The organism is Stenotrophomonas sp. WZN-1 (assembly GCF_002192255.1).
Taxonomy (GTDB): Bacteria; Pseudomonadota; Gammaproteobacteria; order Xanthomonadales; family Xanthomonadaceae; genus Stenotrophomonas.
This window is the reverse complement of the sequence record NZ_CP021768.1, coordinates 4,159,244-4,184,925: the sequence shown is the minus strand read 5'-3', so window position 1 is coordinate 4,184,925 and position 25,682 is coordinate 4,159,244. Positions and strand designations below refer to the sequence as shown.

The following is a 25,682-nucleotide window of genomic DNA, read 5'->3' as shown; positions in this document are numbered from 1 at the left end:
TGTCAGCGTGGGCGTTCGTCCACCGGCAGCCAGATCTCCACGCCGCCGTTGCCGGTGTGCTCATCGAAGCGCGTGTCGTAGCGTTCCAGGTCTGGTGCATCGGCCAGGCTGAGGCCGGAGCCGGGCAGGTAGTGGTCCAGCAGCCAGAACCAGGTCGAGCGGATGGTCGAGATATGGCCGCCGTGCCAGGCCACCAGATAGCGGCGCGCCGGCACGTCGATCCGCTGCCAATGCGCGGGCACGGTGGACAGCGCGCTGGCGGGCAGCGCAGCGACGTAGTCGAAGCCGCCGTCATCATCGCTGTTGCAGCACACGCCGAAACTGATCGGTGCCGGCGTCGGCCATTCGCGGTTGAGCTGCGCCCACTGGCCGGGAATCGCGCCGCCACTGTCACGGGTGTGTCGCATGCCGATGCCCGCGACCTGGAAAGCGGGCGTGTCGAGCAGTCGCGGCGCTTCACCGCAGGGCGCCGGTGCTTCATCCACGCGGATCGCCTGCACCAGCGCCAGTCCATCGGCGCCCTGTTCGCGTACGCGCTCCGGCGTCTGCCCGAACTGTTCGCTGAAGGCACGGGTGAACGCGGCATGGGTGGTGTAGCCCGCGCCCAGTGCCACCTGCAGGATGTCGCCCGCCCCGTTGGCCAGCCGCTGCGCGGCAGCGGTCAGGCGCCGTCCCCGCAGGTAGCGCACCACCGAGGTGCCGGTGCGGGCCTGGAACAGGCGTGACAGATGGAACGGCGAAAGCCCCGCTGCGGCGGCAATATCGGCCAGTGCCAATGGCTGGTCCGCATGGGTTTCGATGTACCACAACGCCTTGCCTGCCGCGCTCATCCTGCCGTTCCCCGAGTCCAATGCCGGGCACAGTAGCGGATCCTCGGGCAGGGCGTTTAGCAGTTCTTGCGCTGCCGAGGCCTTGCGTCTGCCGGCGTACCGGCAACAATGTGCGCTTCATGGATGTGAGGGAGGGCAGGGAGATGCGATCGACGACGTGGGATGCCAGGCCAGCGGAGCCAGGCGCATGATGGAATTGGTGCTTGTCTACCTGGTGCTGCCCGCGGTGCTGACGCTGGCCTTGCTGGTGCTGATGGCGTACCGCGCGCCGCGCTGGAAGGGCAATCCCTGGCTTTATCGCGCCGGCTTCGCGTTCCTGGCCGGGTTGCTGTCACCCACGTTGCTGATGGGCGGTCACGGTGGGCTTCCTGGCCCGACCATCGGTGGGCTGGTGATGGTGCTGACGCGGTTGGAATGGATCGGTGACCTGCGTGCCAGCTTCATCGGGTTTGGCAGCAAAGACTTCGGGTTCCTGTCCGCTCCCTTCCTGGTGGTGTTCGCCCTCGCGATGTTTGTTCCGCTGCGAACGGCACGGCCGGCCCGCTTCGGTTTCGACGACGACAGCAACGGCTGAGGCCGTGTGCGTGGCCATGAGGGACCGGGTGTGCGTCGGCGTTGCCCATCCACGCACGGCGTGGATCTAGGGATGGGCTCTGGCAGCGGTTAACCATGGTTGGCGCATCAAGCTGTCGTACTGACGTCATGCCTCCTTCACACATCGCGCCGAGACTGCGCGCCTTGTCCAGGCCTGTTGTGTGCGCACAGGTGCTGGCCCTGTCGCGTCCTCCCGGAGCCCTGCCGTGCATCGTTCGAAGCTTTCGCGTTCCATCCTCCTTGCCCTTTCCATGGCCAGCGCAGGAGGCGCGATCGCAGCGGAAGCCCAAGCGGTCGATGCCGCCGGCGGCAGCCGCGCCGCACCCACCCAGCTCGATGCGATGCTGGTCACCGGTACCCGCGCCTCCAACCGCACCCAGTTCGAAACACTGGCGCCGGTGGACGTGTTCACCAAGGAAGACATCAAGTCCGTTGAATCCACCGATCTGAAGGACGTGCTGGCGCAGCTGGTGCCGTCGTTCGTGGTGCAGCGCCTGCCGATGGCGGACGGCCAGGTGTTCGTGCGCCCGGCCACGCTGCGTGGCCTGTCGCCGGACCAGACCCTGGTGCTGGTCAACGGTCGTCGCTTCCACCGCAGCGCGCTGCTCGGCAACCGTGGCGCGCAGGCGGCCGATCTGGCACAGATTCCAACCAGTGCGATCAAGCGCATCGAAGTGCTGCGCGATGGTGCGTCGGCGCAGTACGGCTCGGACGCCATCGCCGGCGTCATCAACATCATTCTCGAGGATGGCCCCGGTGCCGAGATCACCGCCGGCTACTCGCAGTACGCACAGGGCGATGGCGCGTCTCGCGATTTCAGCGCACGCACCGGCTGGGCGCTGGGTGACTACGGCAGCCTGGTGCTGTTCGCCGAATCCTCGAACTCGGATGCCACCTCGCGCACCCGCCAGCGCCCGGATGCGATCGCCTTCCAGGCCGCGCATCCGGATCTGGACGTGCCCAACCCGGTACAGCGCTGGGGCCAGCCGGAACTGGAAAGTCGCCGCGTCGGCTTCAACGTAAAGGCCAATGCCAGCGACACGCTGGAGCTGTATGCGTTCGGCCTGTACAGCCACAGCGATGGCGTCAGCGATTTCAACTGGCGCAACCCGGATACCACCACCGGTGCCTACCGCACTACGGTGATCTTCCCCGGCTGGAACCTGCGTTCGATCTATCCGGTGGGCTTCAGCCCGCAGTACGGCAACGTCCAGAACGACCTGCAACTGGTCGGTGGCCTGCGTGGCGAGATCACGCCGAAGCTGCGCTGGGATGTCAGCGCCTCGCATGGCCGCAACGCCATCGACTACAGCCTGAAGAACTCGATCAACGCCTCGCTCGGCCCGGCCAGCCCGACCGCGTTCGATCTCGGCCGCCTGACCCAGACCGAGAAGAATGCCAACGCCGACTTCAATTACGAGTGGGACGTGGCCGCGCTGTCCAAGCCGATCAACGTCGCCTTCGGTGGCGAGTTCCGCCAGGAGACCTACCAGGTGCGCGCAGGCGATCCGGCTTCGTACGCGGTGGGCCCGGGCGCGGCGGCAGGGCTGGAAGCCAATTCCAACGGCGCGCCGGGCTTCTCGGCCAGCCAGGCCGGGCAGTGGAGCCAGCGCAGCAAGGCGGCCTATGTGGATATGGAAGTGCCGCTGGGCGAGCGCTGGAGCATCGGTGCTGCCAGCCGTTACGAGGACTTCTCAAGCTTCGGCAGCACCCTGGACGGCAAGCTGTCCGCACGTTTCGCGATCACCCCGGACGTGGCCCTGCGCGGCACGGTGTCCACCGGCTTCCGCGCACCGACCCCGGCGCAGCTCAACACCACCAGCACCACCCAGGGCCTGGATACGCGCACCCTGCAGATCTTCACCAGTGGCCGCCTGTCGCCGAACGATCCGCTGGCGCAGATGCTCGGTGCCAGGCCACTGAAGCCGGAAGAATCGCGTACCGCGTCGCTGGGCCTGACCTGGCGCACCGACCTGGGCCTCTCCGGCTCGGTGGATGTCTACCAGATCAAGCTCACCGACCGCTTCAGCCAGTCGGCCAGCTTCGCCATTCCGGCCGGCACACCGAATCCGCTGGGCTATACCTCGGTGAACTACTTCACCAACGATTTCGATACCACCACCACCGGCGTGGACGTGGTCGGCAACTACCTGCGCGACCTCGGCGCGGGCCGCATGACGCTGACCCTGGCCTACAACTACAACCGCACCCGGGTGGACAACGGCAGCACCTCGGTGGCCACCAACGAAACCCAGCGCGTGCTGTTCGAAGATCGCCTGCCCGAGCACAAGGGCAGCCTGACCGGCAGCTGGGACATCGGAGCCTGGTCGCTGATGGCGCGCATGCGCTACTACGGTGCCTGGACCGACTCCAGCGGCAATGCGGTGGGCGACATCTACCAGCGTTTCGGCGCGATGAGCTTCCTCGACCTGGCCGTGGGCTACCGCATCAACGAGCACCACAGCCTGCGCGTGGGCGCGGACAACGTGTTCGACCGCTATCCGGACGAAGCGACCTTCCAGGCCAGTCGCGGCCTGGTCTACTCGCGCAACGCGCCATACGACACCGACGGCGCCAACCTGTATGCACAGTACCGGCTGAGCTTCTGATGGACCCGACCCGCCGCTCCCTGTTGCGTGCCGGTGCACTGCTGCCGGCTGCAGCCGCGCTGTCTTCACTGCCGGCCATGGCTGCCGCGGGTTACGCTTCGCCCATGCAGATTCCCGCAACGACCGTGGCGCCGGACGTGCTGGCCCGCGATGAAGGCTACTGGGCCACCGTGGCCAGCCACTTCGACATCACCGATGAAGTGAACCACCTGGAGAACGGCTACTGGGGGGCGATGGGCCGAGAGACGCTGGCCAGCTACCAGCGCCACACCGCCGAGGTGAACCGTGGCAACGCGTGGTATGGCCGTCGCGAGTTTCCGGCGCAGTACATGGCGGTGCAGCGGCAGGTGGCCGAGTTGCTGGGCGTGGGTGCCGACGAGATCGCACTGACCCGTGGTGCCACCGAGGCGATGCTGGCGCTGATCGGCGGCTACAACCGCCTGCAGCCTGGCGACCAGGTGCTCTACGCCGACATCGACTACGACAGCATGATCGGCGCGATGCGCTGGCTGCAGCAGCGGCGTGGCGTGCAGGTCGAGCGTATCGCGCTGCCGGCGGTGCCTGACCACGCGCAGATCCTGCAGGCGTATGAGGACGCATTCGCGCGGTTGCCGCGTCTGAAGCTGGTGCTGCTGACCCAGGTCAGCCACCGCCATGGGCTGGTGCTGCCGGTGGCCGAGATCGCCGAACGCGCGCGTGCGCACGGCATCGATGTGATCGTCGATGCGGCCCATGGGTTTGGCCAGATCGACTACGCGGTGCCGCAGCTGAAGGCCGATTTCGTCGGCATCAACCTGCACAAGTGGATCGGTGCGCCGGTCGGTGTCGGCGCGATGTACGTGCGCAAGGGGCGCGTAACCGACCTGGACCCCTACATGGGCGAGACCGACGATGGTCGCGTGGGCAGCCGTGTGCATACCGGTACGGTCAACTTCGCCGCCTATCTGGCACTCCCGGAGGCGATTGCCCTGCATCAACGCATCGGTGCGGCCAACAAGCAGGCGCGCCTGCGCTACCTGCGTGAGCGCTGGACCGTGCCGGCGCGGCAGATGGCGCATATCGAAGTGCTGTCCTCGCCGGATCCTGCGCTGGCCAGTGCGCTGGCCAGCTTCCGCCTGCGCGGGCGCGCCAGCGTGGCGGACAACATCGCGCTGCAGAAGCGCCTGCTGGACGAGCATCGCGTGTTCACCACCCATCGCGACGGTTTGGACTCCGGCGCCTGCGTGCGGGTGACGCCGTCGGTGTTCACCCGGCCGGAGCAGATGGATGCGTTGGTGCAGGCGCTCTCTGCCCTGGCCTGACCCTGCTCTGGTGGGTGCCAACCTTGGTTGGCACACCCCATCCACGCCTACCGCTCGATCGCCGGCAACGCATCCGACAACAACAACCGATCGATCCGTCGCAGCGCACTTTCCAGCTGCCGGCGATCCGCTGCCAATCCCAGCGACAGCCGCACGCCGTTCTGATGCAGCACCCCGGGCGGGCAGAATGCCGATGACGGTGCGATCGCCAGACCCTGCAGCTGCGCGGTACGCACCAGCGTGGCGTCGGTCCACGGCGCCGGTACCCGGCACCAGGCATGCAGGCCCTCGGCACGCTGCAGCAGCGACGGCGCCAGCAGATACCGCGCCATGCGCATGCGCTCGCGCGCCTCGGTGCGGACCTGCGCCAGCAGTGACTGTGCCGAACCATCCAGCAGCAGCTGGCTCGCCAGCGCCGCCACCAGCGGATGCCCCATCAACCGGGTGGCCCGCAGGGCCGACGCCATCGCCTCGGCGTGCGCGGCACTCGGGCAGCGCACGAAGGCGGTGCGCAGGCCGGGGCTGATCACCTTCGACAGCGTCGCCACATGGAACACTTGACGCGGTGCCAGCGTTGCCAGCGGTGTCGGTGCCTCTTCGGCGAGGTGCCAGTAAGGATCGTCTTCGATCGCCAGCAGGCCTTCGCTTTCCAGCACGCGCGCCAGCGCTTCGCGCCGATGCAGCGGCAGGGTCAGTGCGGTCGGATTCTGGCAGGTGGAATTGAGATAGACCAGCCGCGCACCGCTTTCGCGTGCCAACCGCGCCAGCGCCTCGGGGCACATGCCGTGCTCGTCGCTGTCCACCGGCAGCAGTCGCCGGCCCAGCGCGGCCGCGGCCTGCAGCAGGCCCGGGTAGACCAGCGTGTCGCACAGGATTGCGTCGCCATCGCGTCCCTGGCTGACCAGGATGGCGGCCAACGCCACCTGCGCACCTTCGGTCAGCAGCAGGCAGGCATCGTCCACCGCGCCCAGCATCGGTTGCAGCCAGCGCGCTGCCGCATGGCGGTCGGTCGGGTTGCCGCCGCCCAGGTGGTAGGTCATCAGGTTCGGTGCATTGCTGCGCGCAAGCACGGCGGCTGCACCGCGACGCAGCGTCTCGGCCAATGCATCTGCATCGGGCACCGGCGGCACGTTCATGCTCAGGTCCACCACCTGGTCGAAGCCGGCCTTGGGCGGTGCGATGAAACTGCCTTGTGGCCCGCGCGCCTCGATCAGGCCGCGCTTGCGTGCTTCATCAAATGCCCGCGTCACCGTGGTCAGGTCGACGCCGAGCTGCTGCGCCAACGCGCGCTGCGAGGGCAGGCGCTGGCCCGGTGCGAGGCCACCGCGGCGCACCGTGCGTTCCAGCGAATTGACGATGCGCAGGTAGATCGGCCCGTTGTGCGCGAGCACGTCCTGCACCCATTCGCGGGCTGCGACATCCGGTCGCGGCATGTACGGAACATGTCGGGGCGTATCGTTGCTTCCAACGGCGGGAGCCTGTCCATAACCATCGGTCGGTTCGGACAGGTGACCGCCGTTGTTGTTTGCGGCGGCCGCACCGGCCAGCGTCAGTGATGTCATTGCGCGTCCTCAGCGCTTGGCCGGCCAGGGGCAGTAGCAGCCCACGGCAAGCAGTCCTTTCGGGCGCACGGTTTCGCCGCGTACCAGTTTGTCCAGCAGCGGTTCGACGAAGCTGTTGGCCGAGTTGCAGACCATGCCGATGCTGTACGGGCCGGCGTAGGCCAGATGGCCCTGCCGGTCCCAGATAGCGACAGCAGGGCTGGCCGGAATGTGCTCGATGCCGCCGATGGTCGGCAGGTTGATCACCTTGTTGCGCAGCGGCTCGGGCAGTTCGCCCTGGGTGCCGGGGCGGCGGATCGCATAGAAGTCGATGCCAGCGCGGCGGTACATGCTGATCAGGTAGCTCAGGTGCGCGCCGGTTTCCCGGTTGCACACGCCGCAGGCCGGGTCCCAGAAATGCACTACGCGGATGCGGCCGGTGTCACCAGCCAGATCGGCCGGCAGGCGCAGCTGCGAGTCGTCGAAGACGATGGCCTGTTCGGTGAACGTCGACTGCGCGCTGTAGCCGAAGTACTGCCACAGTGCAGCCGCGACGCCGGCCATGAACAGGCAGGCGAGGGCGATCATCGTCGGCAGCAGCCAGCGGCGACGCGGCGCGGCTGCGCCCATCAGGAATCTTCCCGGCCGAACTTGTGCACGTACTGCTTGCGCATCTCGCGGCAGGAATCGGCCTGCGCGCGGCGCTGGATCTCGCTACGCGACGGATCCTCGCTGCGCTGCACGCATTGCTCGATGGCGTGGCGTTCGGCGGCCTGTACGTCCACGGTCTGTGGCTGCAGGCAGACCCAGGCCAGCGCGGCTAGCATCAACACCACAAAGCCGCCACAGCCGGCCATCACCAGGTGGAACTTCAGTTTCTCGGCGCGCATCGAGGCACGTCCCTTCATCCATACATTGCATACAAAATATCATCTTGTATGGATGAAGCGCCATGCGCCCCGTTCAGACGATGGCGTTGTGCCGTGCCTCGGGGGCCTCGGACAGGATCTCGTTCAGCTTGGCCAGTGCCCCGGCCAGCGCGCCCTGGTCGACCGCGCCGCCCAGCGACAGGCGGATCGCATTGCCCGGTGGCGGCTCTTCCACACTGAAGGCATCCGAGCTGGCGATGCCCAGCCCCTGTTCCTGTGCGGCCTGGATCAGCCGGTACTGGTCCAGCCGCGGCGGCAGCGGCAGCCATACGTGCAGGCCGGCCGGGTGCGCCCGCGCGCGGGACGGCAGGTACTGCGCGGCAATCGCCTGGCGCTCGCGCAGCTCCTGCTGGAAGCGCTGCACCATGTCCTCGGCCTGGCCGCTGCGGATCCACTGCGAGGCCACCGCCACCATCGGCTGGGTTGGCATCAGCGCGATCGCGCGCAGGGCGTCCAGCACCGGTTCCATCGGCTCGCCGGCCGGCACCACCAGGTAGGCGGTGCGCAGGCCCGGGGCCAGGCACTTGGACAGGGTGGAGATGTAATAGACCGGACAGCCCGCATCGCGGTGTGCGGCCAGCGGCGGTGCGGCGTCCCCGGCCAGCAACCAGTAGGGATCGTCTTCGATCACGGTTAGATCGTGGCGCTTCGCGACCGCCAGCAGTGCCTGCCGGCGCCGTGCCGACATCGTCGCCGTGGTCGGGTTCTGGATGGTCGGTACCAGATACAGCAGGCGCGGGCGACGCAGCTGGCAGGCCTCTTCCAGCGCTTCGGGCAGCATGCCTTCGGCGTCCATCGCCACTGGCACCACGCCCCGCTGCAGCACGCGTGCGGCGGCCAGCAGGCCCGGATAGGTCAGCTGCTCGGCGGCAATCAGCTCGCCCGGCTGGGTGCGGGCCAGGATCAGCGCGCACAGCGCGGTCTGCGCGCCGGGGCAGATCACCACCTGGTCGGCACCCACCGTGCCCAGCATCGGCGCCAGCCACTGCACCGCGGCGGCGCGGTCCTCGCGGGTGCCGGCGCCGACGTGGTAGCTCATCAGTTCGCCCTGGCCCAGCTGCTGGCCCACGTGCTGGAAACCGGCCTCCATGCCCTGTGCGAACGGCGCGCTGCCCAGCAGCGGCGGGATGTTCATGCTCAGGTCGACCGAGGTGCTGCGGTTGCCGGCCGACAGCGCGATGAAGGTACCGCCAGCGCCCTGCGCGTCGAGCAGCCCGGCCTGGCGCAGCTCGGCGAAGGCGCGGGTGACTGTGGTCAGGTCCACGCCCACCTGCTGGGCCACGTCGCGCTGCGGCGGCAGGCGGTCGCCCGGGCGCAGCACCCCGTCATCCACCGCCTCGCGGACCTGCTGGGCAATCTGCAGGTACAGCGGGCCGGCGCCCTCGCGGAAGGGGCGAACCCAGGTGCGATTGGGATGTTTCAGGCGGCGGCCGGCGGCAGGTGGCGTCATCGGTCAGTTTTTTCCATACGTGCAGATGCACAAGTCCATACAATGATGTATCTTGTATGGGCTTGATTGGAGTGGTTCGCCTGCTTGTAGGCGACCTCGTACCCACAGTGTAGCCGCTCCACGCCCGGGCGCTGCGCGCAGGCGAGCCGGTCAAGCGCGCTTCTTCAACAGGGTTGACCTCCAATGAATATCTGCTGGAACCGCATCCGCCTGGCGCTGGTCGCCCTGGCCTGCGTCGGCCTGTCGGGCTGTGACTGGGTGCTGCTGGATTCGAAGGGCATGGTCGGGCTCGCCCAGCGCGACCTGATCCTGATCTGCATCGGCCTGATGCTGATCGTGGTGATACCGGCCATCGTGCTGACCTTCGTATTCGCCTGGCGCTTCCGCGCCGGCAACACCAAAGCGAAATACACGCCGGACTGGTCGCACTCCACCAAGGTGGAGATCGTGGTCTGGGGCGTGCCGCTGCTGATCATCGCCGGGCTGGCGGTGATCGTGTGGAAGTCGACCCACGAGCTGGACCCGTACAAGCCGCTGGACGTGGCCGGTGAACCGCTGCACGTGGACGTGATCGCCACCGACTGGAAGTGGGTGTTCGTGTACCCGGACCTGGGCATCGCCACGGTCAACCAGCTCAACTTCCCGGCCAACCGCCCGCTGGCGTTCAACATCACCTCCAACTCGACGATGAATACCTTCTTCATCCCGCAGCTGGGTGGGCAGATCTACGCGATGGCCGGCATGCGCACGCAGCTGCACCTGATTGCCAACGAGCCCGGCCAGTTCCGCGGCATGTCCGGCAACTACAGCGGCCATGGCTTCTCGAACATGAAGTTCATCGCCACCGCCAGCAGCAACGAGGCGTTCGAGCGCTGGGTGGCCGAGGTGCGCAGCGCACCGCAGGCACTGGATTTCAACCAGTTCAAGGCGCTGGCCGCACCGTCGAAGAACGCGCCGGTGCAGCACTTCTCCAGCGTCGAACCGCTGCTGTTCAAGAAGGTCATCGACCAGTTCATCGGCGTCGGTGAGAACACCACTGCTGCTACCCCGGTGGGTGCTGCCGGTGGTGCCCAGGTTTCCCAGGAGTAACGAACATGTTGGGTAAATTGACGTGGGAGGCCGTGCCGCTGCACGAGCCGATCGTCGTGGTCACACTGGCGGCCATGGTGCTGGGTGGCCTCGCGCTGCTCGGCGCGGTGACGTACTTCAAGCTGTGGGGCCCGCTGTGGCGTGACTGGTTCACCACCGTGGACCACAAGAAGATCGGCATCATGTATGTGGTGGTGGCGCTGGTCATGCTGGTGCGTGGCTTCGCCGACGCGCTGATGATGCGCGCGCAGCTGGCCGCGGCCGGGCCGGGCAGCGATGGCTTCCTGCCACCGGAGCACTACGACCAGATCTTCACCGCGCACGGCGTGATCATGATCTTCTTCGTGGCCACCCCGTTCGTGGTCGGCCTGATGAACATCATCGTGCCGCTGCAGATCGGCGCACGCGACATGGCGTTCCCGTTCCTCAACGCCTTCAGCTTCTGGATCTTCGTGGTCGGCGCTGCGCTGATGATGATCTCGCTGGGCGTTGGCGAATTCGCCATGACCGGCTGGGTCGCCTATCCGCCGCTGTCGGGCATCGAGTTCAGTCCAGGCGTGGGCGTGGACTACTACATCTGGGCATTGCAGGCCTCGGGCATCGGCACGTTGCTGACCGGCGTCAACCTGTTCATCACCATCCTGCGCATGCGTGCGCCGGGCATGACCTTGATGAAGATGCCGGTGTTCACCTGGACCGTGCTGGTCACCAGCGTGATCATCATCGCCGCCTTCCCGATCCTGACCGTGGCGCTGGGTGCGCTCACCCTGGACCGCTACCTGGACTTCAACTTCTACACCAACACGTTGGGTGGCAACCCGATGATGTACGTGAACCTGGTGTGGGCCTGGGGCCATCCGGAGGTGTACATCCTGGTGCTGCCGGCGTTCGGCATCTTCTCCGAAGTCACCGCCACGTTCGCGCGCAAGAAGCTGTTCGGCTACAAGTCGATGGTCGGCGCCACGCTGGCGATCGGCATCCTGTCGTTCGTCGTCTGGCTGCACCACTTCTTCACCATGGGCTCCGGTGCCAGCGTCAATGCCTTCTTCGGCATCATGACGATGATCATCGCCATTCCCACCGGCGTGAAGATCTTTACCTGGCTGTTCACCATGTACGGTGGCCGCGTCGAGTTCAGCGTGCCGATGTTGTGGACCATCGCGTTCCTGGTCACCTTCACCATCGGTGGCATGACCGGCGTGCTGCTGGCCATCCCGGGCGCGGACTTCCTGCTGCACAACAGCCTGTTCCTGGTCGCGCACTTCCACAACACCATCATCGGCGGCGCACTGTTCGGCTACCTGGCCGGCTTCGCTTACTGGTTCCCGAAGGTGTTCGGCTTCACCCTCAACGAGCGTCTGGGCAAGTGGTCGTTCGCCTGCTGGGTGATCGGCTTCTACCTGGCCTTCATGCCGCTGTACATGCTCGGCTTCATGGGCATGACCCGCCGCATGAACCAGTACGACAACCCGGCGTGGACGCCGTACCTGATCGCCGCCTTCATCGGTGCACTGTTTGTGTTCGCGGGCATCATCCTGATGCTGGTGCAGATCTACGTGAGCGTGCGCGACCGCAGGCGCAACCTGGACCTGACCGGCGACCCGTGGAATGCACGCACGCTGGAATGGGCCACGCCGTCGCCGCCGCCGTTCTACAACTTCGCCGTGGTGCCCAAGGCCGATGAGCTGGATGCCTTCCACGAAGCGAAGAAGCGCGGCCTGCCGCCGCCGCCGAAGAAGTACGCAGCGATCCACATGCCGAAGAACACCGGCGTGCCACTGATCCTCAACATCTGGATCCTGGTGCTGTGCTTCGCCCTGGTCTGGCACATCTGGTGGATGGCTGCGGCCAGCTTCATCGCGATGATCGTCACCCTGATCGTGCGGTCCTACGACGAGGACGTGGACTACTACGTCAGTTCCGAAGAGGTGGCGCGCACCGAAGCGGCCAGCCTGGCCAAGTTGAAGGAGGTACGCGCATGAACCTGTTGACCCGCCCCGAGCTGGCCAGCGACACCCTGGCGCACGAGGACCACCACGAACACGACCATGGCCACGAACAGGGCGGCATGAAGGTGTTCGGCATGTGGGTCTACCTCATGTCCGACCTGGTGCTGTTCGGTTCGCTGTTCGCCTCGTATGCGGTGCTCAGCACCGCCTACGCCGGCGGCCCCACCGGCAAGGACCTGTTCTCGCTGCCGTTCGTGATGGCCGAGACCTTCCTGCTGCTGGTCTCCAGCATCACCTACGGCCAGGCCGTGCTGGCGATGCATCGCCACGACACCTCGGCGGTGCTGCGCTGGCTGGCCGTGACTTTCGTGCTCGGTGCCTCGTTCATTGGCATGGAGATCTACGAGTTCTCGCACCTGATCCACGAAGGCGCCGGTCCCAGCACCAGTGCCTACCTGTCGGCGTTCTTCGCGCTGGTGGCCACCCACGGCCTGCACGTGGCCAGTGGCCTGATCTGGATGGCGGTGGTCATGCACCAGGTCTACCGCCGTGGCCTGACCCCGACCAACATCACCCGCGTGTCGTGCCTGAGCCTGTTCTGGCACTTCCTGGACCTGGTGTGGATCTGCGTCTTCACCTTCGTCTACCTGATCGGAGCCTTCTGACATGGCCCACGTCGAAACCTCGCGCGCCGGCAATGCGCACGGCTCCACCAAGTCCTACCTGATCGGCTTCGTGCTGTGCGCGCTGCTGACCGTGGTGCCGTTCGCGCTGGTGATGAACCCGGTGCTGTCGCGGCCGCTCACGCTGTTCCTGCTGGTCGGCTTCGCGGTAGCGCAGATCCTGGTGCAGCTGGTCTATTTCCTGCACATGGACCGCAAGTCCGAAGGCGGCTGGAACCTGGCCAGCTTCGTGTTCACTCTGGTGATCCTGTTCATCGTCGTCGCACTGTCGGTCTGGATCATCTGGAGCATGCACTACCACATGATGATCAACTGAGCCTGCGAACCGTGAAAGGCATTGCGTTCCCCCATCGTGGCCTGCGCCTGGCCGCAGGCCTGCTGCTCGGCCTGCTGGCAGGCTGCAGCGCGCAGTCGCGCATGGATTTCTACTCCAAGGACATCGCCTGCGAAGAACTCGGCCAGCACTGGTCGATGCCCGACAGCCACGGCACCGTGCGTGGCCCGAACGACCTGCAGGGGCAGGTGACCTATCTGTTCTTCGGCTTCACCAGCTGCCCGGACGTGTGCCCGACCACGATGGTCGAGCTCAGCCAGGTGAAGCACCTGATGGGCAGGGATGCCGATCAGCTGCAGGTGGTGTTCGTCAGCGTCGATCCGGCCCGCGACACGCCGGAGGTGGCGCGCACCTATGTGGAAGCGTTCGACCCCAAGGCGATCGCGCTGGTCGGCAACGAGGCGCAGCTGGCTGCGATGGCCAGCGACTTCAAGGCGTTCTACGAGAAAGAGCCCGGCCAGGTACCGGATACCTACACCATGAGCCACATCGCCGGTGGCTACGTGTTCGACCGCCAGGGCCGCCTGCGCCTGTTCGCGCCCTACGGCATGCCCGTGGACAAGCTGTTCTCGGACGTGCAGCGCCTGCTGCTCGAGCCCGGCCACCCGGCCGCCGGCAACGGTCCGCTGGCCAGCTGCAGCCCAAGGCACAGCGACACACTCGCCGCCCGCTGACGCTGGTGGGTGCCAACCTTGGTTGGCACGTCTGGATCTGCTGCTGGTGGGTGCCGACCGTTGGTCGGCACACCCCCACACACCAATCCCCCGGCCGGCCAGGAGAGCCAACCGGCCAGGGGCACCACTCAACGCCTTACTTCGTTTCTTCCCACTGCACCACGTCCGGCTCGGTCGCACGGATACCGGCGGTGGACAGCAGCTTGGTGGTCGCATCCAGCGCCGCGTTCACCGACGGGTACTCCACGATGGCCTGGCCCGAAGCCTTGGACACCTTCACCACGGTGCCACCGGTGGCGGTTGCCGCGCGCTGGGCCGATGCTGCATCGGTGAAGAACACCTTGACCCGCGATGTCGCCACCACCGGCGCTCCGTCACGGGAGACCGCTGCCGCGAACTTGCCGGCACCGGCATCAGCAGGCGCGGCCGCTGCGCTATCCAGCGAACGCTTGGTTCGCGAGCCGGTGGTCGCCGCCGCCTGCGGGGTGATCGTGAACTGGCCGCCGCTGGCCTGCTTCACGGTGGTCGAGGGAGACAGCTGGAAGCGCGTGCCGCCCACATCGAACGAGCGACCGGTAGCGGACGCCTTCAGTTCCTGCGCATCCACGGTCGACAGGGTCCTGGCCGGAGGAGTCTGCCCGGAGCTCTGTGCCCAGGCAGGGGAGGTCATCGCCGCGAAGGCGAGCGTGCTCAACAGAATGGTCGTCTTCATCATCAGTGCCCCAGAACGCGGATCTTGAAGAATTCGAGGTTGCCGCGCGAAGCTGCGGTCGCGGCCTGCCCCATGTCGGTCACTTCCAGCGTCCAGGTGCCGCTGGCATTCTCATCCAGGAAGGCATTGCTGGACAGCAGGTCCCAACTGGTGAAGTTGCTCTGCGCGCCCCCCGTGCCCGAACCGATCGCGGTGAACGCCGGTTGCACCACGCTGCGGGTACCGCTGGGCGACACCAGCACGAACTGCAGCTGGCGCGTGTTGCGGTGGTTGACCCGGAAGCCCAGCTGCACGCTTTCGATGTTGCGCGCGCCGTTGGCCAACTGGAAGGTCAGGCGTGCGGCGGCGGCCGAGGTGTTGCCGATGGCCACGGTACGCGTCGTGTTGCGCCAGCCGCTGTCGACCAGCGGTCCCAGCGACTGGAAGTTCTCGGCGACCTGCACTGCACGCGCAGCGTTGACCACACCGAAGCCGTACCAGTTGCTGTAGGCACGGTTGGCCGCATTCACCGTCCAGCCCGGCACCAGCGTGCGCCCGTCGGCCAGCGTCACCGCGGGCTGGTTCGGGTGGTTGCGGGTGGCGGTGGTGGCCAGGATGTACTTCACATCGCGATAGGACAGGTTCGGATTGGCTTCCAGCACCAGTGCCGCCACGCCCGAGACCATCGGCGCCGACGCCGAGGTGCCGTTCATCTTGGCGGTGTAGTTGCAGGTGCTGTCGATGGCCGACAGGTTGCTGTCCAGCGTGTTCTGGCGGTTGGTGTTCTTGTTGCTGCCCTGCGCGCACCCGGTCACGTCGGTGGTGACGATGGCCGGATCGTAGGCGCGTGCCACCAGGCCGGGGGCGTACTGCGCCTGCAGGCCGTACTCGCCGCCAAAAGCCGACACCCACAGGGCCGAGCCGGTGGAGGAGTACGACGAGCGCACGCCATCGGCGCGCACCGCGCCTACGGTGATCACGTTGAACAGGTTGTTGCGCGGATCGCGGCCGGCCGGCACGCAGCCGGTGTTGCGGTTCTTGGTGTCGGTGGTGCAGACATCCTGGGTCTGGCTGATCGAGGCATTGTTGAAGTTGTTGCCGGCCGACTTCACGTAGATGCCGCCGCGGCCACCACGCGTGCCCGACAGGGCCTGCTCGTACGAACGAATCGTGTTCTCGCTGTACGCCAGCGGCAGGTTCGGATTGCCCGGGCCGGCGCCCCAGCTGTTGTTGAACACCTGCACGTCGGCCGATTCTGCGCCATCCCACCAGGCGTACTCGATGTTGCTCTGCTGGTTGCCCAACGCTGAGCGCGAAATCGGGTTGAAGCCCTTCAGCGTTGCCGCCGGAGCCACGCCGCGCACGCCCAGGTTGTTGGCGCCCACCGCGCCAGCAATGCCGCCGACCATGGTGCCGTGGTTGTCGACATCCGGGTTGGTCGGGGTGGGGTTGTTCGAACCGTTGGTGAAGTTCTTGCCGGCCACCGCCGCCACGTTGGCGGCCAGGTCCGGGTGCGCGATCTGCAGGCCGTCATCGACAATGGCGATGGTGACGCCCTGGCCGCGGATGCCGTTGCGGAACAGGCCATCCACGTTCAGATCGTTGCCGGCCACCGGCAGCGTGTCGGCCGGTACCGTCTGCCCGGTGTTGAGCAGGTGCCACTGGATGCCCGCCAATGGATCGGCCTGTTGGGCCTGGACGGTGGCGGCCAGGCTGCCCAGCACCAGGGCAGTGGCAAGGGCCAGGCGCGCGGAGCGCGGTGGCGCGGAGCGTTGCGTGTGTCGCTTCATACACGAATCCTTCTGTTGTGAATCGGCATGGCAGGACGGCGGGGCGGAACTGCCCCATCGCAACGAGCCAAACGCGACACAACGAACAACCCCCTACCTCTTCACACAAGCAATCAGCAGATGTGCCAATTGCGTCACAAACACTTAGTACGTCTGGTTATGACAGTGCACACAAACATCTTCACGCCATCTTCGCGCGGTTGAATTTGAGTCGTGGGAAACAGGGAGAACTACTTGCAGATGACCACACACATGAAGAACGAACGGCAGCGCGGCCGTGCGCGCGCGGACCAGACCCCGCTCTCGGTTGCCGCCATCCGCAAGGTGGTGCTGGCCGTGCATACGCGCAGCCACGACTATGGCGACGATGCCGATATCGCCGAGTTGCTGCCCGAACTGGCAGCATTCGGCATCACCACGGTGAAACCGCTGCGCCTGTTGATGAAGAAGCACCGTCGCGCGCTGCTGCAGGAGGAACGGATCGTCATGCGACGCGCAGAGACGCTGCATCTGCGCACCGAATGGCGGCCCGGTAGCATAGACGTGCATGCCAACACCAGCCGCTACGCCATCGGCGGCCTGGTCCGCACCAGCATGGAACACGAATTCGGCTTCGAGACGATGCTGCCCTTCCACGAGGTGCGCGAGGACGAGTCCGCCTAGCGCGGTGGGTATGGCAGCCCCGCCGGGGCATCATCGCGCATCCTCACGTCGCGCTGTGCTACTACAGCCCGTGCACCCTTCCGCACGGAGCACGATGATGGTCAATCCGCTCGCCCAGGCCCATCGCGGCCTCGGCACCACGCTGTTCAGCCTGTTGAACCCGATACCCTTCGGCTTCTTCGTCGGCGCGCTGATCTTCGACGCGATCTATCTCAACAGCGCCGAGGTCATGTGGGGCAAGGCCGCCGCCTGGCTGATCACCTTCGGCCTGCTGATCGCCATCATTCCGCGCCTGATCAACCTGTTTGCGGTCTGGCGCCGCAACGGCACCGCCACCCGCATCGACCGCATCGACTTCTTCCTCAACCTGGTCGCGGTCGTGCTGGCCATCTGGAACGCCTTCGTGCACAGCCGCGATGCCTATGCCGTCGCGGTGCCGGGCACGATCCTGTCGGCGCTGACCGTGGCCCTGATCGCACTGGGCCTGATCCTGCTGTCATTGCAGCCGCCGGTGCTGCAGGGAGGTCGTCATGGCTAAGCACATCCTGCCCACCGTGGCCGCCTTGGCACTGGCCGTTACCCTGTCGGCCTGCGCCGGCAAGGCTGAATACCATCCGGCCGACCAGTCGGGCCCGCAGCCGCCGCTGCCCAAGCCGGCCAACTTCCTGATGCCGCCGATGCAGGTACCCAAGGGCGTCGGCTGGGCCGAGGGCCAGTCACCCACGGTGGCCGAGGGCCTGAAGATCGAACGCATCGCCGCCAACCTGCAGCATCCGCGGCGGCTGCTGACCCTGCCCAATGGCGATGTGCTTGTGGTGGAAGGCAATGGCCCCGGTGAAGAACCGGTCACCACGCCCAAGCAATGGATCGCCGGCAAGGTGAAGGCGCGCTCGGGCAAGGCCGGCAAGGGCGGCAACCGGGTCACCCTGCTGCGCCGCACGCCGGGCACGAACACCTGGTCCCAACACGTCTACATCGAAGGCCTGCATTCGCCGTTCGGCATCCAGCTGATCGGCGACACGCTGTACGTGGCCAACACCGGCAACATCATGCAGTACCACTACGTGCCCGGTGAAACCCGCATGTCCGACAGGGGCCGCGAGTTCACCGACCTGCCCAGCACCATCAACCACCACTGGACCAAGGAACTGCTGGCCAGCCGTGATGGCAGCAAGCTGTACGTGGGCGTGGGCTCCAACAGCAACATCACCGAAAATGGTTTGGCCGTCGAGTACCGCCGCGCAGTGGTGCTGGAAGTGGACGTGGCCACCCGTGGCAGCCGTATCTTTGCGTCGGGCATCCGCAATCCGACCGGACTGGACTGGGAGCCGAGTACCGGGAAGCTGTGGGCGGTAGCAAACGAACGCGACGAGATCGGTGCCGACCTGGTGCCGGATTACCTCACCTCGGTGAAGGAAGATGGCTTCTACGGGTGGCCCTACAGCTACTACGGCCAGCACGTGGACGAGCGCGTGCAGCCGCAGCGGCCGGATCTGGTGGCCAAGGCGATCGTGCCGGACTATGCCATCGGCTCGCACGTGGCACCGCTGGGCCTGCTGTTCTACACCGGCCAGGCGCTGCCGGCGCAGTACCACGGTGGCGCCTTCATCGGCGAGCACGGCAGCTGGGACCGCTCGCCGCTGAGCGGCTACGAAGTGGTCTACGTGCCGTTCAAGGACGGCAAGCCGACCGGGCGTCCGCAGACCGTGGTCAGCGGCTTCGCCTCGAAGGACGAGAAGACCCTGATGGGCGCACCGGTGGGCATGGCGATGGATGCCGAGGGTGCATTGCTGGTCGCCGACGACGTGGGCGACGTTGTGTGGCGGGTATCGGCCAAGTAACTCTGTAGCGTCGAGCCACGCTCGAAAGCTGTGGATCCGGCTTTGTAGAGCCGAGCCCATGCTCGGCTTACGCGCGCAGCGCAGGAGTTGCGCGCACGGGCCGAAGAGCAGCCGAGCATGGGCTCGGCTCTACAGTTCCGCGGTACTGCTGCGCAGCCCGCTGAACACCGACTCGGCAGCAAACCCCACGCCACCCAGCAGCACGCCGAAATACACCACCGTGGCCACCACGAAACCGTACCCAGCCGCCACCGCCGCGCCATCGCGCTGGATGAAGCCAATCGCAAAGGACATCAGCGCCAGCGCCGGCAGCGTATTGCTGAACGGAATCGGCCCGGCCGGCGCCATCAGCAGCAGGGTCGCGAACACCAGCATCAGGTTGTTCAGGCGCATCATCTTCTTCGAGCGCACCATCACCGCCAGCCGCATCGGCCGCGACAGCCGCTCCATGCGGTGCACCCACTTCAGCGCACGGCCGAGGTTGGCCTTCAGCTTGTCGGTAGCGATCTCGCGGCGCGCCAGCTTCTGCGGCACCCACAGCGGGCGGTTGCGCACCCGGCTCAGGCCGATCAGCAGGATAGAGGCGCCAAACACCGTACTCAGCCCGGGAATCGACACCGGGATGATGAAGATGGCCGAGAGCAGGATCACGATCAGCAGCAGGCCCTCATCGCCCAGCGCGCTGAGCAGGGTGCCGACGCTCACCTGGTCGCCGGGCAGCTCGTCGATCATCTGCTCGATCTGCTGGGCCAGGGGCGCGCTGTCATTGGTTTCGGGGGCACGATAGGTCATGCGTCGCAAGGTTCTCCAGGGAAGGGCGGTCAGCGGGCCGTCCTGCGGTGGGGGACGCACAGGCTCCCGCAGTATCCCGGCCAACGTGGGCAAAGAGGTGAACCGGGCATGAGGGGTTAAACTGGCGTGCCCCGCACGAGTTGAACGCAATGGACATGGGCCGCAGGCAATCGACCATCGAACTGGTCGCCATCGACATGGATGGCACCCTGCTGGACCCGTCGCACCAGCTCACCCCCCGCGCCAGGAAGGCCATCGCGCAGGCGCGCGCACTGGGCGTGCACATCGTGCTGACCAGTGGCCGCCCGGTTCCGGGCCTGGCGCCGTACCTGCACGAGCTCGGCATCAACGGCAACGACGACTACTGCATCGCCTGCAATGGCGGCCTGGTGCAGCGCATCGGCACCCGCGAAACCGTGGTCGAGTATCCGCTCAGCTTCGACGATTTCCTGTTCTGCGAGCAGGTCGCCCGCGACCTGGGCGTGCACTTCCAGGCGCTGGACAGCCAGCGCATGTACACGCCCAACCAGGACATCAGCTACTACACCGTGGCCGACTCGCATCTCTCGCGGATGCCGCTGTCTTATCGCCGCGTGGAGGACATGGACCCGTCGATGTCCTTCATCAAGCTGATGATGATCGACGCGCCTGACGTGCTGGATGCCGCCATCGCGCGCCTGCCCAGCGCGCTGACCGAACGTTTCGCGGTGCTGAAGAGTGCGCCGTTCTTCCTGGAAGTGTTCGACCACCGCGCCGGCAAGGGCCCGAGCCTGCAGAAGCTGGCCGAGCACCTGGGCATCGACCGCGCCAACGTGATGGCCATCGGTGACCAGGAGAACGACCTGACCATGCTGCAGTACGTCGGTACGAGCGTGGCGATGGGCAATGCCATCGACGCGGTGAAGGCGGTGGCGCGGTTTGAGACCAGCAGCAATGCCGACGAAGGCGTGGCGCGCGCCATTGAGCGTTTCGTCCTGCAGTAACCGCGCGTCCCTATGCCCCGGTAGGTGCCAACCTCATCCGCCCCGGTGGGTGCCAACCTTGGTTGGCACACGAGCGCCGACCAAGGTCGGCCTCCACCATGCCGGGGCTATACCCACGTATAACCCACCCATCCCCATCGCCATCTGCGCTGTACCACGGTGCAATGGCGGATGCGGCAGCGCGATGCAAGAATTTCGCACGTCGAAATCACCCCACCGAATCCCACGGCAGATGATTGCCTTCGTCTGCTGACCGGCGCGCACCGCGCCGTCACTCCCTCAACGCAATCGCATCGCCAGCCAGGGCGCCGATACCGGTGCTGCAACGCGCTGGGCGTTCGCCTGCGCCGCTTTCTCCCTGCACCTGGATCTGCCGATGAACACCCCACCCACGACGCGCCTCGCCCTGGCCATCATCGCGGCCATCACTGCACCTGCGTACGCCGCAGACACGCGCGACGCCGCGCTCGACACGCCCACCACGCTCAACGCCCTGCAGGTCATCGCCACGCCGCGCGGTGCCGCCGTTGCACCGACCCAGGTGGTCGGCCCCAACCGCTACATCATCAAGGCCGAGGACCTCGACGCGATGGTCACCGGCAACAATGGCCTGGCCATGCTCAAGCAGGTGCCGGGCGCCAGCTACACCGCTACCGACGGGCTCGGCCTGGATATCTCCGCCACCAGCCTGTTCGTGCGCGGCTTCCGCATGAATGAAATGGGCATCACCTTCGAGGGCGTGCCACTGAATGACAACGGCTTCCTCTCGCTCACCGGCACCAGCGTGGTGAACGTGGGCGTGCCCGATGGCATCGGCGCGATCACGGTCAGCCCCGGCGGCGCACCGGTCAGCGTGTTCTCCAGCAGCGTCAACGGCGGCAGCCTGGAATACCGCCTGCGCGAGCTGCAGGACACGCCCAGCCTGCGCGCGAAGCAGGGCGTGGGCAGCAACAGCACGTTGGTCACCACCGTATCCGGGCAGAGCGGCCAGCTCGGTGAGCATGGCCCGAAGGTGCTGGTCGACCTGCAGCGCGTGTCCGCCGACAAGTACCAGGGCGAGGGCACCCAGAACTTCCTGCGCGGCGACCTGAAGCTGCAGCAGGAGGTTGCCTGGGGCGACTTCACCGTGTTCCTGTCCGACAGCAAGGCCAAGGTCTGGGGTTACAACAACATCTCCTTCGACATGATCCGCAAGCTGGGCTGGAAGGCCGACATCTTCTATCCCGATTATGCGTGGGCGTGGTACGTGGCCTCGCCGGAGAATGCGGACAAGTCCTGCGGCGCCTATACCTGCGGTGAGCTGTCCGAACTGATCCCGTACGACACCGGCCAGATCACCCGCGATCGCGTGTCCTCGATCAACCACCGCTTCCAGATCAGCCCGGCGCTGAGTGGCAACGTGCAGCTGTACAACGCCAACAGCCACACCCAGGCCACGCTGACCGATCCGACCGTGCCGTCGCCCAACGGCGCACCGTTCTCCGAACAGGTGCAGACGCCGCGCGTGAATCGGCTGGGCGGCATGCTCAACCTGCAGTTCGAGACCGGCGCGCACACCTTCACTGCTGGCTTCTGGCAGGAGAAGAGCAAGGCCGCGGCCAAGACCGAGTGGTACCAGCAGCCGCTGCTGGGCGGGGGCCCGCCGCTGAAGGCTATCGGTCCGTTCGATGTGTACGGTCCCGCGTTCAAGACCGACAACGCATCGAGCTGGGTGACCCGCTCGCGCCAGTTCTACCTGCAGGACGATATCGTGTTGAATGACACGCTGAAGCTGGGTGTCGGCTTCAAGGCCGTGGACTTCCGCACCAGTGGCGGCGGCCTGGGTGATGCCAAGGACCGGCCGGTGAACGGCACGCTGCGCGCGAAGAGCAACTTCCTGCCGCATGTCTCGCTGTTCTGGAGCCCGACCGAATCCACTGATGCCTTCATCGACCTGGCCAATACCATGAACGGCTATCGCGTCGCCCAGCGCGGCAACATCGGCTACACCGCCTCGGCGTGGACCATCACCGACCAGGAAGAGTTCGAACGCGTGGCGGGCACGCTGCGCCCGGAAAAGAACTGGAACCTCACTGTAGGCGCGTCGCATCGCTTCGACCGGCTGACGATCACCGGCGATGTGTTCTACAACGACATCCGCAACCGACTGCTGTCGGCCGCCATCGGCACCCAGTTCGCGCAGATCAATACCGTGCGGTTGATGCCGAAGATGCACGTGATTGGTGCCGACCTCGGCATCACCGCCGACCTGACCGACCACCTGCAGTTCTACCAGGGCGTGGCCGTGGCCCGTTCGTACTATGACAGCGATTTCGTGGTGGGTGACACGGTGTACCCGATCAAGGGCAACGCCCAGCCGGGTTACCCGCAGATCTCGCTGGTGAGTGATCTTTCCGCGCACTTCGGTGACTGGCGCTTCGGTGCCACCAGCATCTCCTACCTGCGCCAGCCTTTCACCTACGAGAATGACATCCGCGTGCCGACCTTCTGGCAGGTCAACACCTATGCCGCCTACCGCTTCGGTGCGGACAGCGTGGTGCCCGGCCTGGAGCTGCGGCTGGACGTGAGCAACCTGTTCAACCGCCACAACATCGGCACCGCCACCATCGCCGGCTCGTCGTTCTCGGGGGATTACCAGACCCTGCAGCGCAGCGCCCCCCGGCAGCTGATGTTCAGCACCTTAATGACCTTCTAAGTAGATCCACGCCATGCGTGGATGCACCTGGCGGTCCCCAGGCAGGTGCCCAGATCCGTCCACAAACCCGCCTTGCGCAATCAACAGGGATTTTCTGGCGGCGACGCAAGGTTCCCACAATGTTGCTGGGTCATGCTGTCGGCATGGCACAGCACAACCCGCGAACCCCGCTGTTCGGCATCCGGGGCCCAGGACGGCCCCGGCAGGCGCTGTCCGTGGCGCCTGCAATCGACCTGCGGGCCGAATACCAGTTCTGGCAGGTCTACGAACGCGTGGTCCGCCCGCTGCCCGGTGGTGGGCTGCCGCAGGCGTGGCTGGTCTGCCAGAAGGTCTATCGCGACCGGTGGCAGCACCCGGAGGACAGCGAGGCGGCGGGGCTGTCGCGGGTGCTGTTCGGCGACAACATGACGGCTGGCCGGGCGTCGGAGCTGGCGGAGCTCCACGCGCTGGTCAGCCGTCGGGTGGCGTTGCTGGCGAAGCGTGGGCGGATGGATTCCGTGGCTTGAAGCCTGCCCTTGGTAGGGTCGACTGTTAGTCGACCGCTCTTCGCATCTACCTCTCAGAAGGCCGCGCTTCGCGCGAGAGTCGACCAACGGTCGACTCTACCAATAGCCAACCCGACCGGCATTTCTAAGGCTTTCCCCGATCCAACTGCCGGTAACCAATCGCCTCAGCCAGATGCGCCGTCTGGATCGCTTTACAACCCGCCAGATCAGCAATGGTGCGAGCGACCCGTAGAATCCGGTGCATCGCCCGTGCGGAAAGCTGCAGCCGCTCAATCGCCTGCTCCAGCAGATCCTGATCGGCCTCACTCAATTTTGTGCACGCGCGCAGCGCAGCCGGCGGTAGATGTGCGTTGAGCCCGCCACGCGCCCGCTGCCGGGCATGCGCGGCTTCCACCCGTGCACGTACCGCAGCACTGGGCTCACCCAGCGGCGTGCTCTCCCGTAGCTCCATCGCGTCCATGCGCGCCACGCTGATATGCAGGTCGATACGGTCCAGCAACGGACCGGACACGCGCGCGCGGTAGCGGTTGATACGCTCGTCACTGCACAGGCAGCGGTTGCTGCGGTCACCGGCCCAGCCACACGGGCAAGGGTTCATCGCCGCCACCAGCTGGAACCGCGCGGGATACTGCACGCTCCGCGCCGCGCGGGCGATGCGGATGTGGCCGGATTCCAGCGGCTCGCGCAGGGTTTCCAACGCGCTGCGGTTCCACTCCGGAAGCTCGTCCAGGAACAGCACGCCATGATGGGCCAGCGAGATTTCGCCGGGGCAGGGAGGATTGCCGCCACCCACCAGCGCCGTCGCACTGGCACTGTGATGTGGGGATCGGAAAGGCCGTTGCCGCCAGCGCCGTGGGTCCAGCCCTTCACCACTCACCGAGGCAATCGCGGCCAGCTGTAACGCCTCGGCTTCCTCGGTGTCCGGCAGCAGGCTGGGCAGGCGCGAAGCCAACAGCGTCTTGCCGCAGCCAGGGCTACCGATCAGCAATAGATGGTGCCCACCCGCTGCGGCGACCTCCAATGCACGCCGTGCATGCGCCTGCCCGCGCACGTCGGCCAGATCCGGCAGTGGCAACGGCGTTGTGTCCACACGCTCTACTGGCGGCAGCAGGCGTGGGTTCCCCAACCCAGCGCAGCACTCCAGCAACGTACGCGCTACCCGCACATCAGCGTGCTCGGCCAACGCAGCCTCGGCGGCATTGCCCGGCGGCACCACCAGGATGCGCCCGGCTTCGGCCGCCGCAATCGCCGCCGGCAGCGCGCCGGCCACCGGGCGCAGCTCACCGGTCAGGCCCAACTCGCCCAGGAATTCGTACTGCAGCAGCGACTGCGGATCGACCTGGCCGCTGGCCGCCAGAATGCCCAGTGCGATCGCCAGGTCGTAACGCCCACCTTCTTTGGGCAGGTCGGCGGGCGCGAGGTTCAGGGTGATGCGCCGCTGCGGAAAGTCGAAGCGCGCGCAGAGCAGGGCGGCACGCACGCGCTCGCGCGATTCGCGCACGCTGGTCTCGGCCAGGCCGACAATCTGGGTGGCAGGCAGGCCGCCAGAGAGGTGCACTTCCACCCGCACCAGCGGGGCGTCGACCCCGGCGCGGGCACGGCTGTGGACCAGCGCCAGGCTCATGTGTGGTTTCCTGCAGAGAGACGCTTGATGGTGCGGCAGGCGTTCCGCAGGGAACCATCGGGTATTGCGGGTGAAACGGCTAGGGGGATTCTGGTCAAGGGTTGCCCGGCGTCT

The 25,682-nt window shown here is 66.5% G+C and carries 23 protein-coding genes; 14 read left to right on the top strand and 9 right to left on the bottom strand.

Annotation, left to right across the window (positions count from 1 at the left end; genetic code table 11):
* Window positions 1-2: 2 nt before the first annotated feature.
* Complete coding sequence (locus CCR98_RS19570; RefSeq protein ID WP_087923897.1) at window positions 3-830, bottom strand: AraC family transcriptional regulator; 828 nt, start codon at window positions 828-830, stop codon at window positions 3-5.
* Between CCR98_RS19570 and CCR98_RS21360 the strand changes: the two genes are divergently transcribed.
* The 3 genes from CCR98_RS21360 to CCR98_RS19555 all read left to right on the top strand — a co-directional run bounded on the left by CCR98_RS21360 (window position 799) and on the right by CCR98_RS19555 (window position 5,334).
* Window positions 799-1,404 (top strand): hypothetical protein, encoded by a 606-nt coding sequence (locus CCR98_RS21360; RefSeq protein WP_232463053.1) that lies wholly within the window; start codon window positions 799-801, stop codon window positions 1,402-1,404. The two genes, CCR98_RS19570 and CCR98_RS21360, sit on opposite strands and share 32 nt — an antisense overlap.
* A gap of 226 nt (window positions 1,405-1,630) precedes the next feature.
* Window positions 1,631-4,033 (top strand): TonB-dependent receptor, encoded by a 2,403-nt coding sequence (locus CCR98_RS19560; protein WP_087923895.1) that lies wholly within the window; start codon window positions 1,631-1,633, stop codon window positions 4,031-4,033.
* Complete coding sequence (locus CCR98_RS19555; protein ID WP_087923894.1) at window positions 4,033-5,334, top strand: aminotransferase class V-fold PLP-dependent enzyme; 1,302 nt, start codon at window positions 4,033-4,035, stop codon at window positions 5,332-5,334. Before CCR98_RS19560 ends, CCR98_RS19555 begins: the two co-directional genes overlap by 1 nt.
* A gap of 47 nt (window positions 5,335-5,381) precedes the next feature.
* On the opposite strand, the gene CCR98_RS19550 is transcribed toward CCR98_RS19555, so the two are convergent.
* Genes CCR98_RS19550 through CCR98_RS19535 form a run of 4 tightly spaced genes read right to left on the bottom strand, consistent with a single transcriptional unit; the run spans window position 5,382 to window position 9,254 of the window.
* The gene (locus CCR98_RS19550) at window positions 5,382-6,896 is read right to left on the bottom strand and encodes a PLP-dependent aminotransferase family protein (protein WP_087923893.1); all 1,515 of its coding nucleotides are present in this window, start codon (window positions 6,894-6,896) and stop codon (window positions 5,382-5,384) included.
* A gap of 9 nt (window positions 6,897-6,905) precedes the next feature.
* On the bottom strand, window positions 6,906-7,505 hold the full coding sequence (locus CCR98_RS19545; RefSeq protein WP_087923892.1) for a DUF6436 domain-containing protein: 600 nt from the start codon (window positions 7,503-7,505) through the stop codon (window positions 6,906-6,908).
* Window positions 7,505-7,783, bottom strand: a complete 279-nt coding sequence (locus tag CCR98_RS19540) for a hypothetical protein (protein WP_005414763.1) — start codon at window positions 7,781-7,783, stop codon at window positions 7,505-7,507. Before CCR98_RS19540 ends, CCR98_RS19545 begins: the two co-directional genes overlap by 1 nt.
* Before the next feature lie 55 nt (window positions 7,784-7,838).
* Window positions 7,839-9,254, bottom strand: coding sequence for a PLP-dependent aminotransferase family protein (locus CCR98_RS19535; RefSeq protein WP_087923891.1), 1,416 nt, complete (start codon window positions 9,252-9,254; stop codon window positions 7,839-7,841).
* Window positions 9,255-9,437: 183 nt separating this feature from the next.
* On the opposite strand from CCR98_RS19535, the gene cyoA reads away from it, so the two are divergent.
* The 5 genes from cyoA to CCR98_RS19510 are packed head-to-tail and all read left to right on the top strand — an operon-like array spanning window position 9,438 to window position 13,983.
* On the top strand, window positions 9,438-10,343 hold the full coding sequence (gene cyoA / locus CCR98_RS19530; RefSeq protein WP_087923890.1) for a ubiquinol oxidase subunit II: 906 nt from the start codon (window positions 9,438-9,440) through the stop codon (window positions 10,341-10,343).
* Between the two features lie 5 nt (window positions 10,344-10,348).
* The gene (cyoB, locus tag CCR98_RS19525) at window positions 10,349-12,325 is read left to right on the top strand and encodes a cytochrome o ubiquinol oxidase subunit I (RefSeq protein ID WP_087923889.1); all 1,977 of its coding nucleotides are present in this window, start codon (window positions 10,349-10,351) and stop codon (window positions 12,323-12,325) included.
* Window positions 12,322-12,957 carry a cytochrome o ubiquinol oxidase subunit III gene (cyoC, locus tag CCR98_RS19520; RefSeq protein ID WP_087923888.1) on the top strand — a complete coding sequence of 212 codons (636 nt, stop codon included), beginning with the start codon at window positions 12,322-12,324 and terminating at the stop codon, window positions 12,955-12,957. Before cyoB ends, cyoC begins: the two co-directional genes overlap by 4 nt.
* Before the next feature lies 1 nt (window position 12,958).
* Entirely contained in the window at window positions 12,959-13,291 is a 333-nt protein-coding gene (cyoD, locus tag CCR98_RS19515) for a cytochrome o ubiquinol oxidase subunit IV (RefSeq protein ID WP_006399830.1), read from the top strand.
* Window positions 13,292-13,302: 11 nt separating this feature from the next.
* Window positions 13,303-13,983, top strand: a complete 681-nt coding sequence (locus CCR98_RS19510) for an SCO family protein (protein WP_087923887.1) — start codon at window positions 13,303-13,305, stop codon at window positions 13,981-13,983.
* 136 nt (window positions 13,984-14,119) lie between these two features.
* Here CCR98_RS19510 and CCR98_RS19505 read toward each other — a convergent pair whose 3' ends face one another.
* Window positions 14,120-14,698: a DNA breaking-rejoining protein gene (locus CCR98_RS19505; RefSeq protein WP_087923886.1), complete on the bottom strand. Its 579-nt coding sequence runs from the start codon at window positions 14,696-14,698 to the stop codon at window positions 14,120-14,122.
* Window positions 14,698-16,464 carry a S8 family serine peptidase gene (locus tag CCR98_RS19500; RefSeq protein WP_087923885.1) on the bottom strand — a complete coding sequence of 589 codons (1,767 nt, stop codon included), beginning with the start codon at window positions 16,462-16,464 and terminating at the stop codon, window positions 14,698-14,700. The genes CCR98_RS19505 and CCR98_RS19500 overlap by 1 nt, the downstream gene beginning before the upstream one ends.
* Before the next feature lie 252 nt (window positions 16,465-16,716).
* Here CCR98_RS19500 and CCR98_RS19495 point away from each other — a divergent pair, with 252 nt between their 5' ends.
* The 3 genes from CCR98_RS19495 to CCR98_RS19485 all read left to right on the top strand — a co-directional run bounded on the left by CCR98_RS19495 (window position 16,717) and on the right by CCR98_RS19485 (window position 18,968).
* A complete protein-coding gene (locus CCR98_RS19495) occupies window positions 16,717-17,127 on the top strand; it encodes a hypothetical protein (protein WP_232463051.1) in 411 nt (136 codons plus the stop codon).
* Window positions 17,128-17,224: 97 nt separating this feature from the next.
* Window positions 17,225-17,665 (top strand): DUF2231 domain-containing protein, encoded by a 441-nt coding sequence (locus tag CCR98_RS19490; RefSeq protein WP_049400823.1) that lies wholly within the window; start codon window positions 17,225-17,227, stop codon window positions 17,663-17,665.
* Window positions 17,658-18,968: a sorbosone dehydrogenase family protein gene (locus CCR98_RS19485; protein WP_087923883.1), complete on the top strand. Its 1,311-nt coding sequence runs from the start codon at window positions 17,658-17,660 to the stop codon at window positions 18,966-18,968. The genes CCR98_RS19490 and CCR98_RS19485 overlap by 8 nt, the downstream gene beginning before the upstream one ends.
* A 129-nt stretch (window positions 18,969-19,097) precedes the next feature.
* On the opposite strand, the gene CCR98_RS19480 is transcribed toward CCR98_RS19485, so the two are convergent.
* Window positions 19,098-19,760, bottom strand: coding sequence for an exopolysaccharide biosynthesis protein (locus tag CCR98_RS19480; RefSeq protein ID WP_087923882.1), 663 nt, complete (start codon window positions 19,758-19,760; stop codon window positions 19,098-19,100).
* A 149-nt stretch (window positions 19,761-19,909) separates the two neighbouring features.
* Here CCR98_RS19480 and yidA point away from each other — a divergent pair, with 149 nt between their 5' ends.
* The 3 genes from yidA (at window position 19,910) to CCR98_RS19465 (ending at window position 23,944) form a co-directional block, all read left to right on the top strand.
* A complete protein-coding gene (yidA, locus tag CCR98_RS19475) occupies window positions 19,910-20,743 on the top strand; it encodes a sugar-phosphatase (protein ID WP_087923881.1) in 834 nt (277 codons plus the stop codon).
* A 376-nt stretch (window positions 20,744-21,119) separates the two neighbouring features.
* Complete coding sequence (locus CCR98_RS19470) at window positions 21,120-23,438, top strand: TonB-dependent receptor (RefSeq protein WP_087923880.1); 2,319 nt, start codon at window positions 21,120-21,122, stop codon at window positions 23,436-23,438.
* A gap of 119 nt (window positions 23,439-23,557) precedes the next feature.
* Entirely contained in the window at window positions 23,558-23,944 is a 387-nt protein-coding gene (locus CCR98_RS19465; protein ID WP_087923879.1) for a hypothetical protein, read from the top strand.
* Between the two features lie 124 nt (window positions 23,945-24,068).
* On the opposite strand, the gene CCR98_RS19460 is transcribed toward CCR98_RS19465, so the two are convergent.
* Window positions 24,069-25,568: a YifB family Mg chelatase-like AAA ATPase gene (locus CCR98_RS19460; RefSeq protein ID WP_087923878.1), complete on the bottom strand. Its 1,500-nt coding sequence runs from the start codon at window positions 25,566-25,568 to the stop codon at window positions 24,069-24,071.
* Window positions 25,569-25,682: the final 114 nt, after the last annotated feature.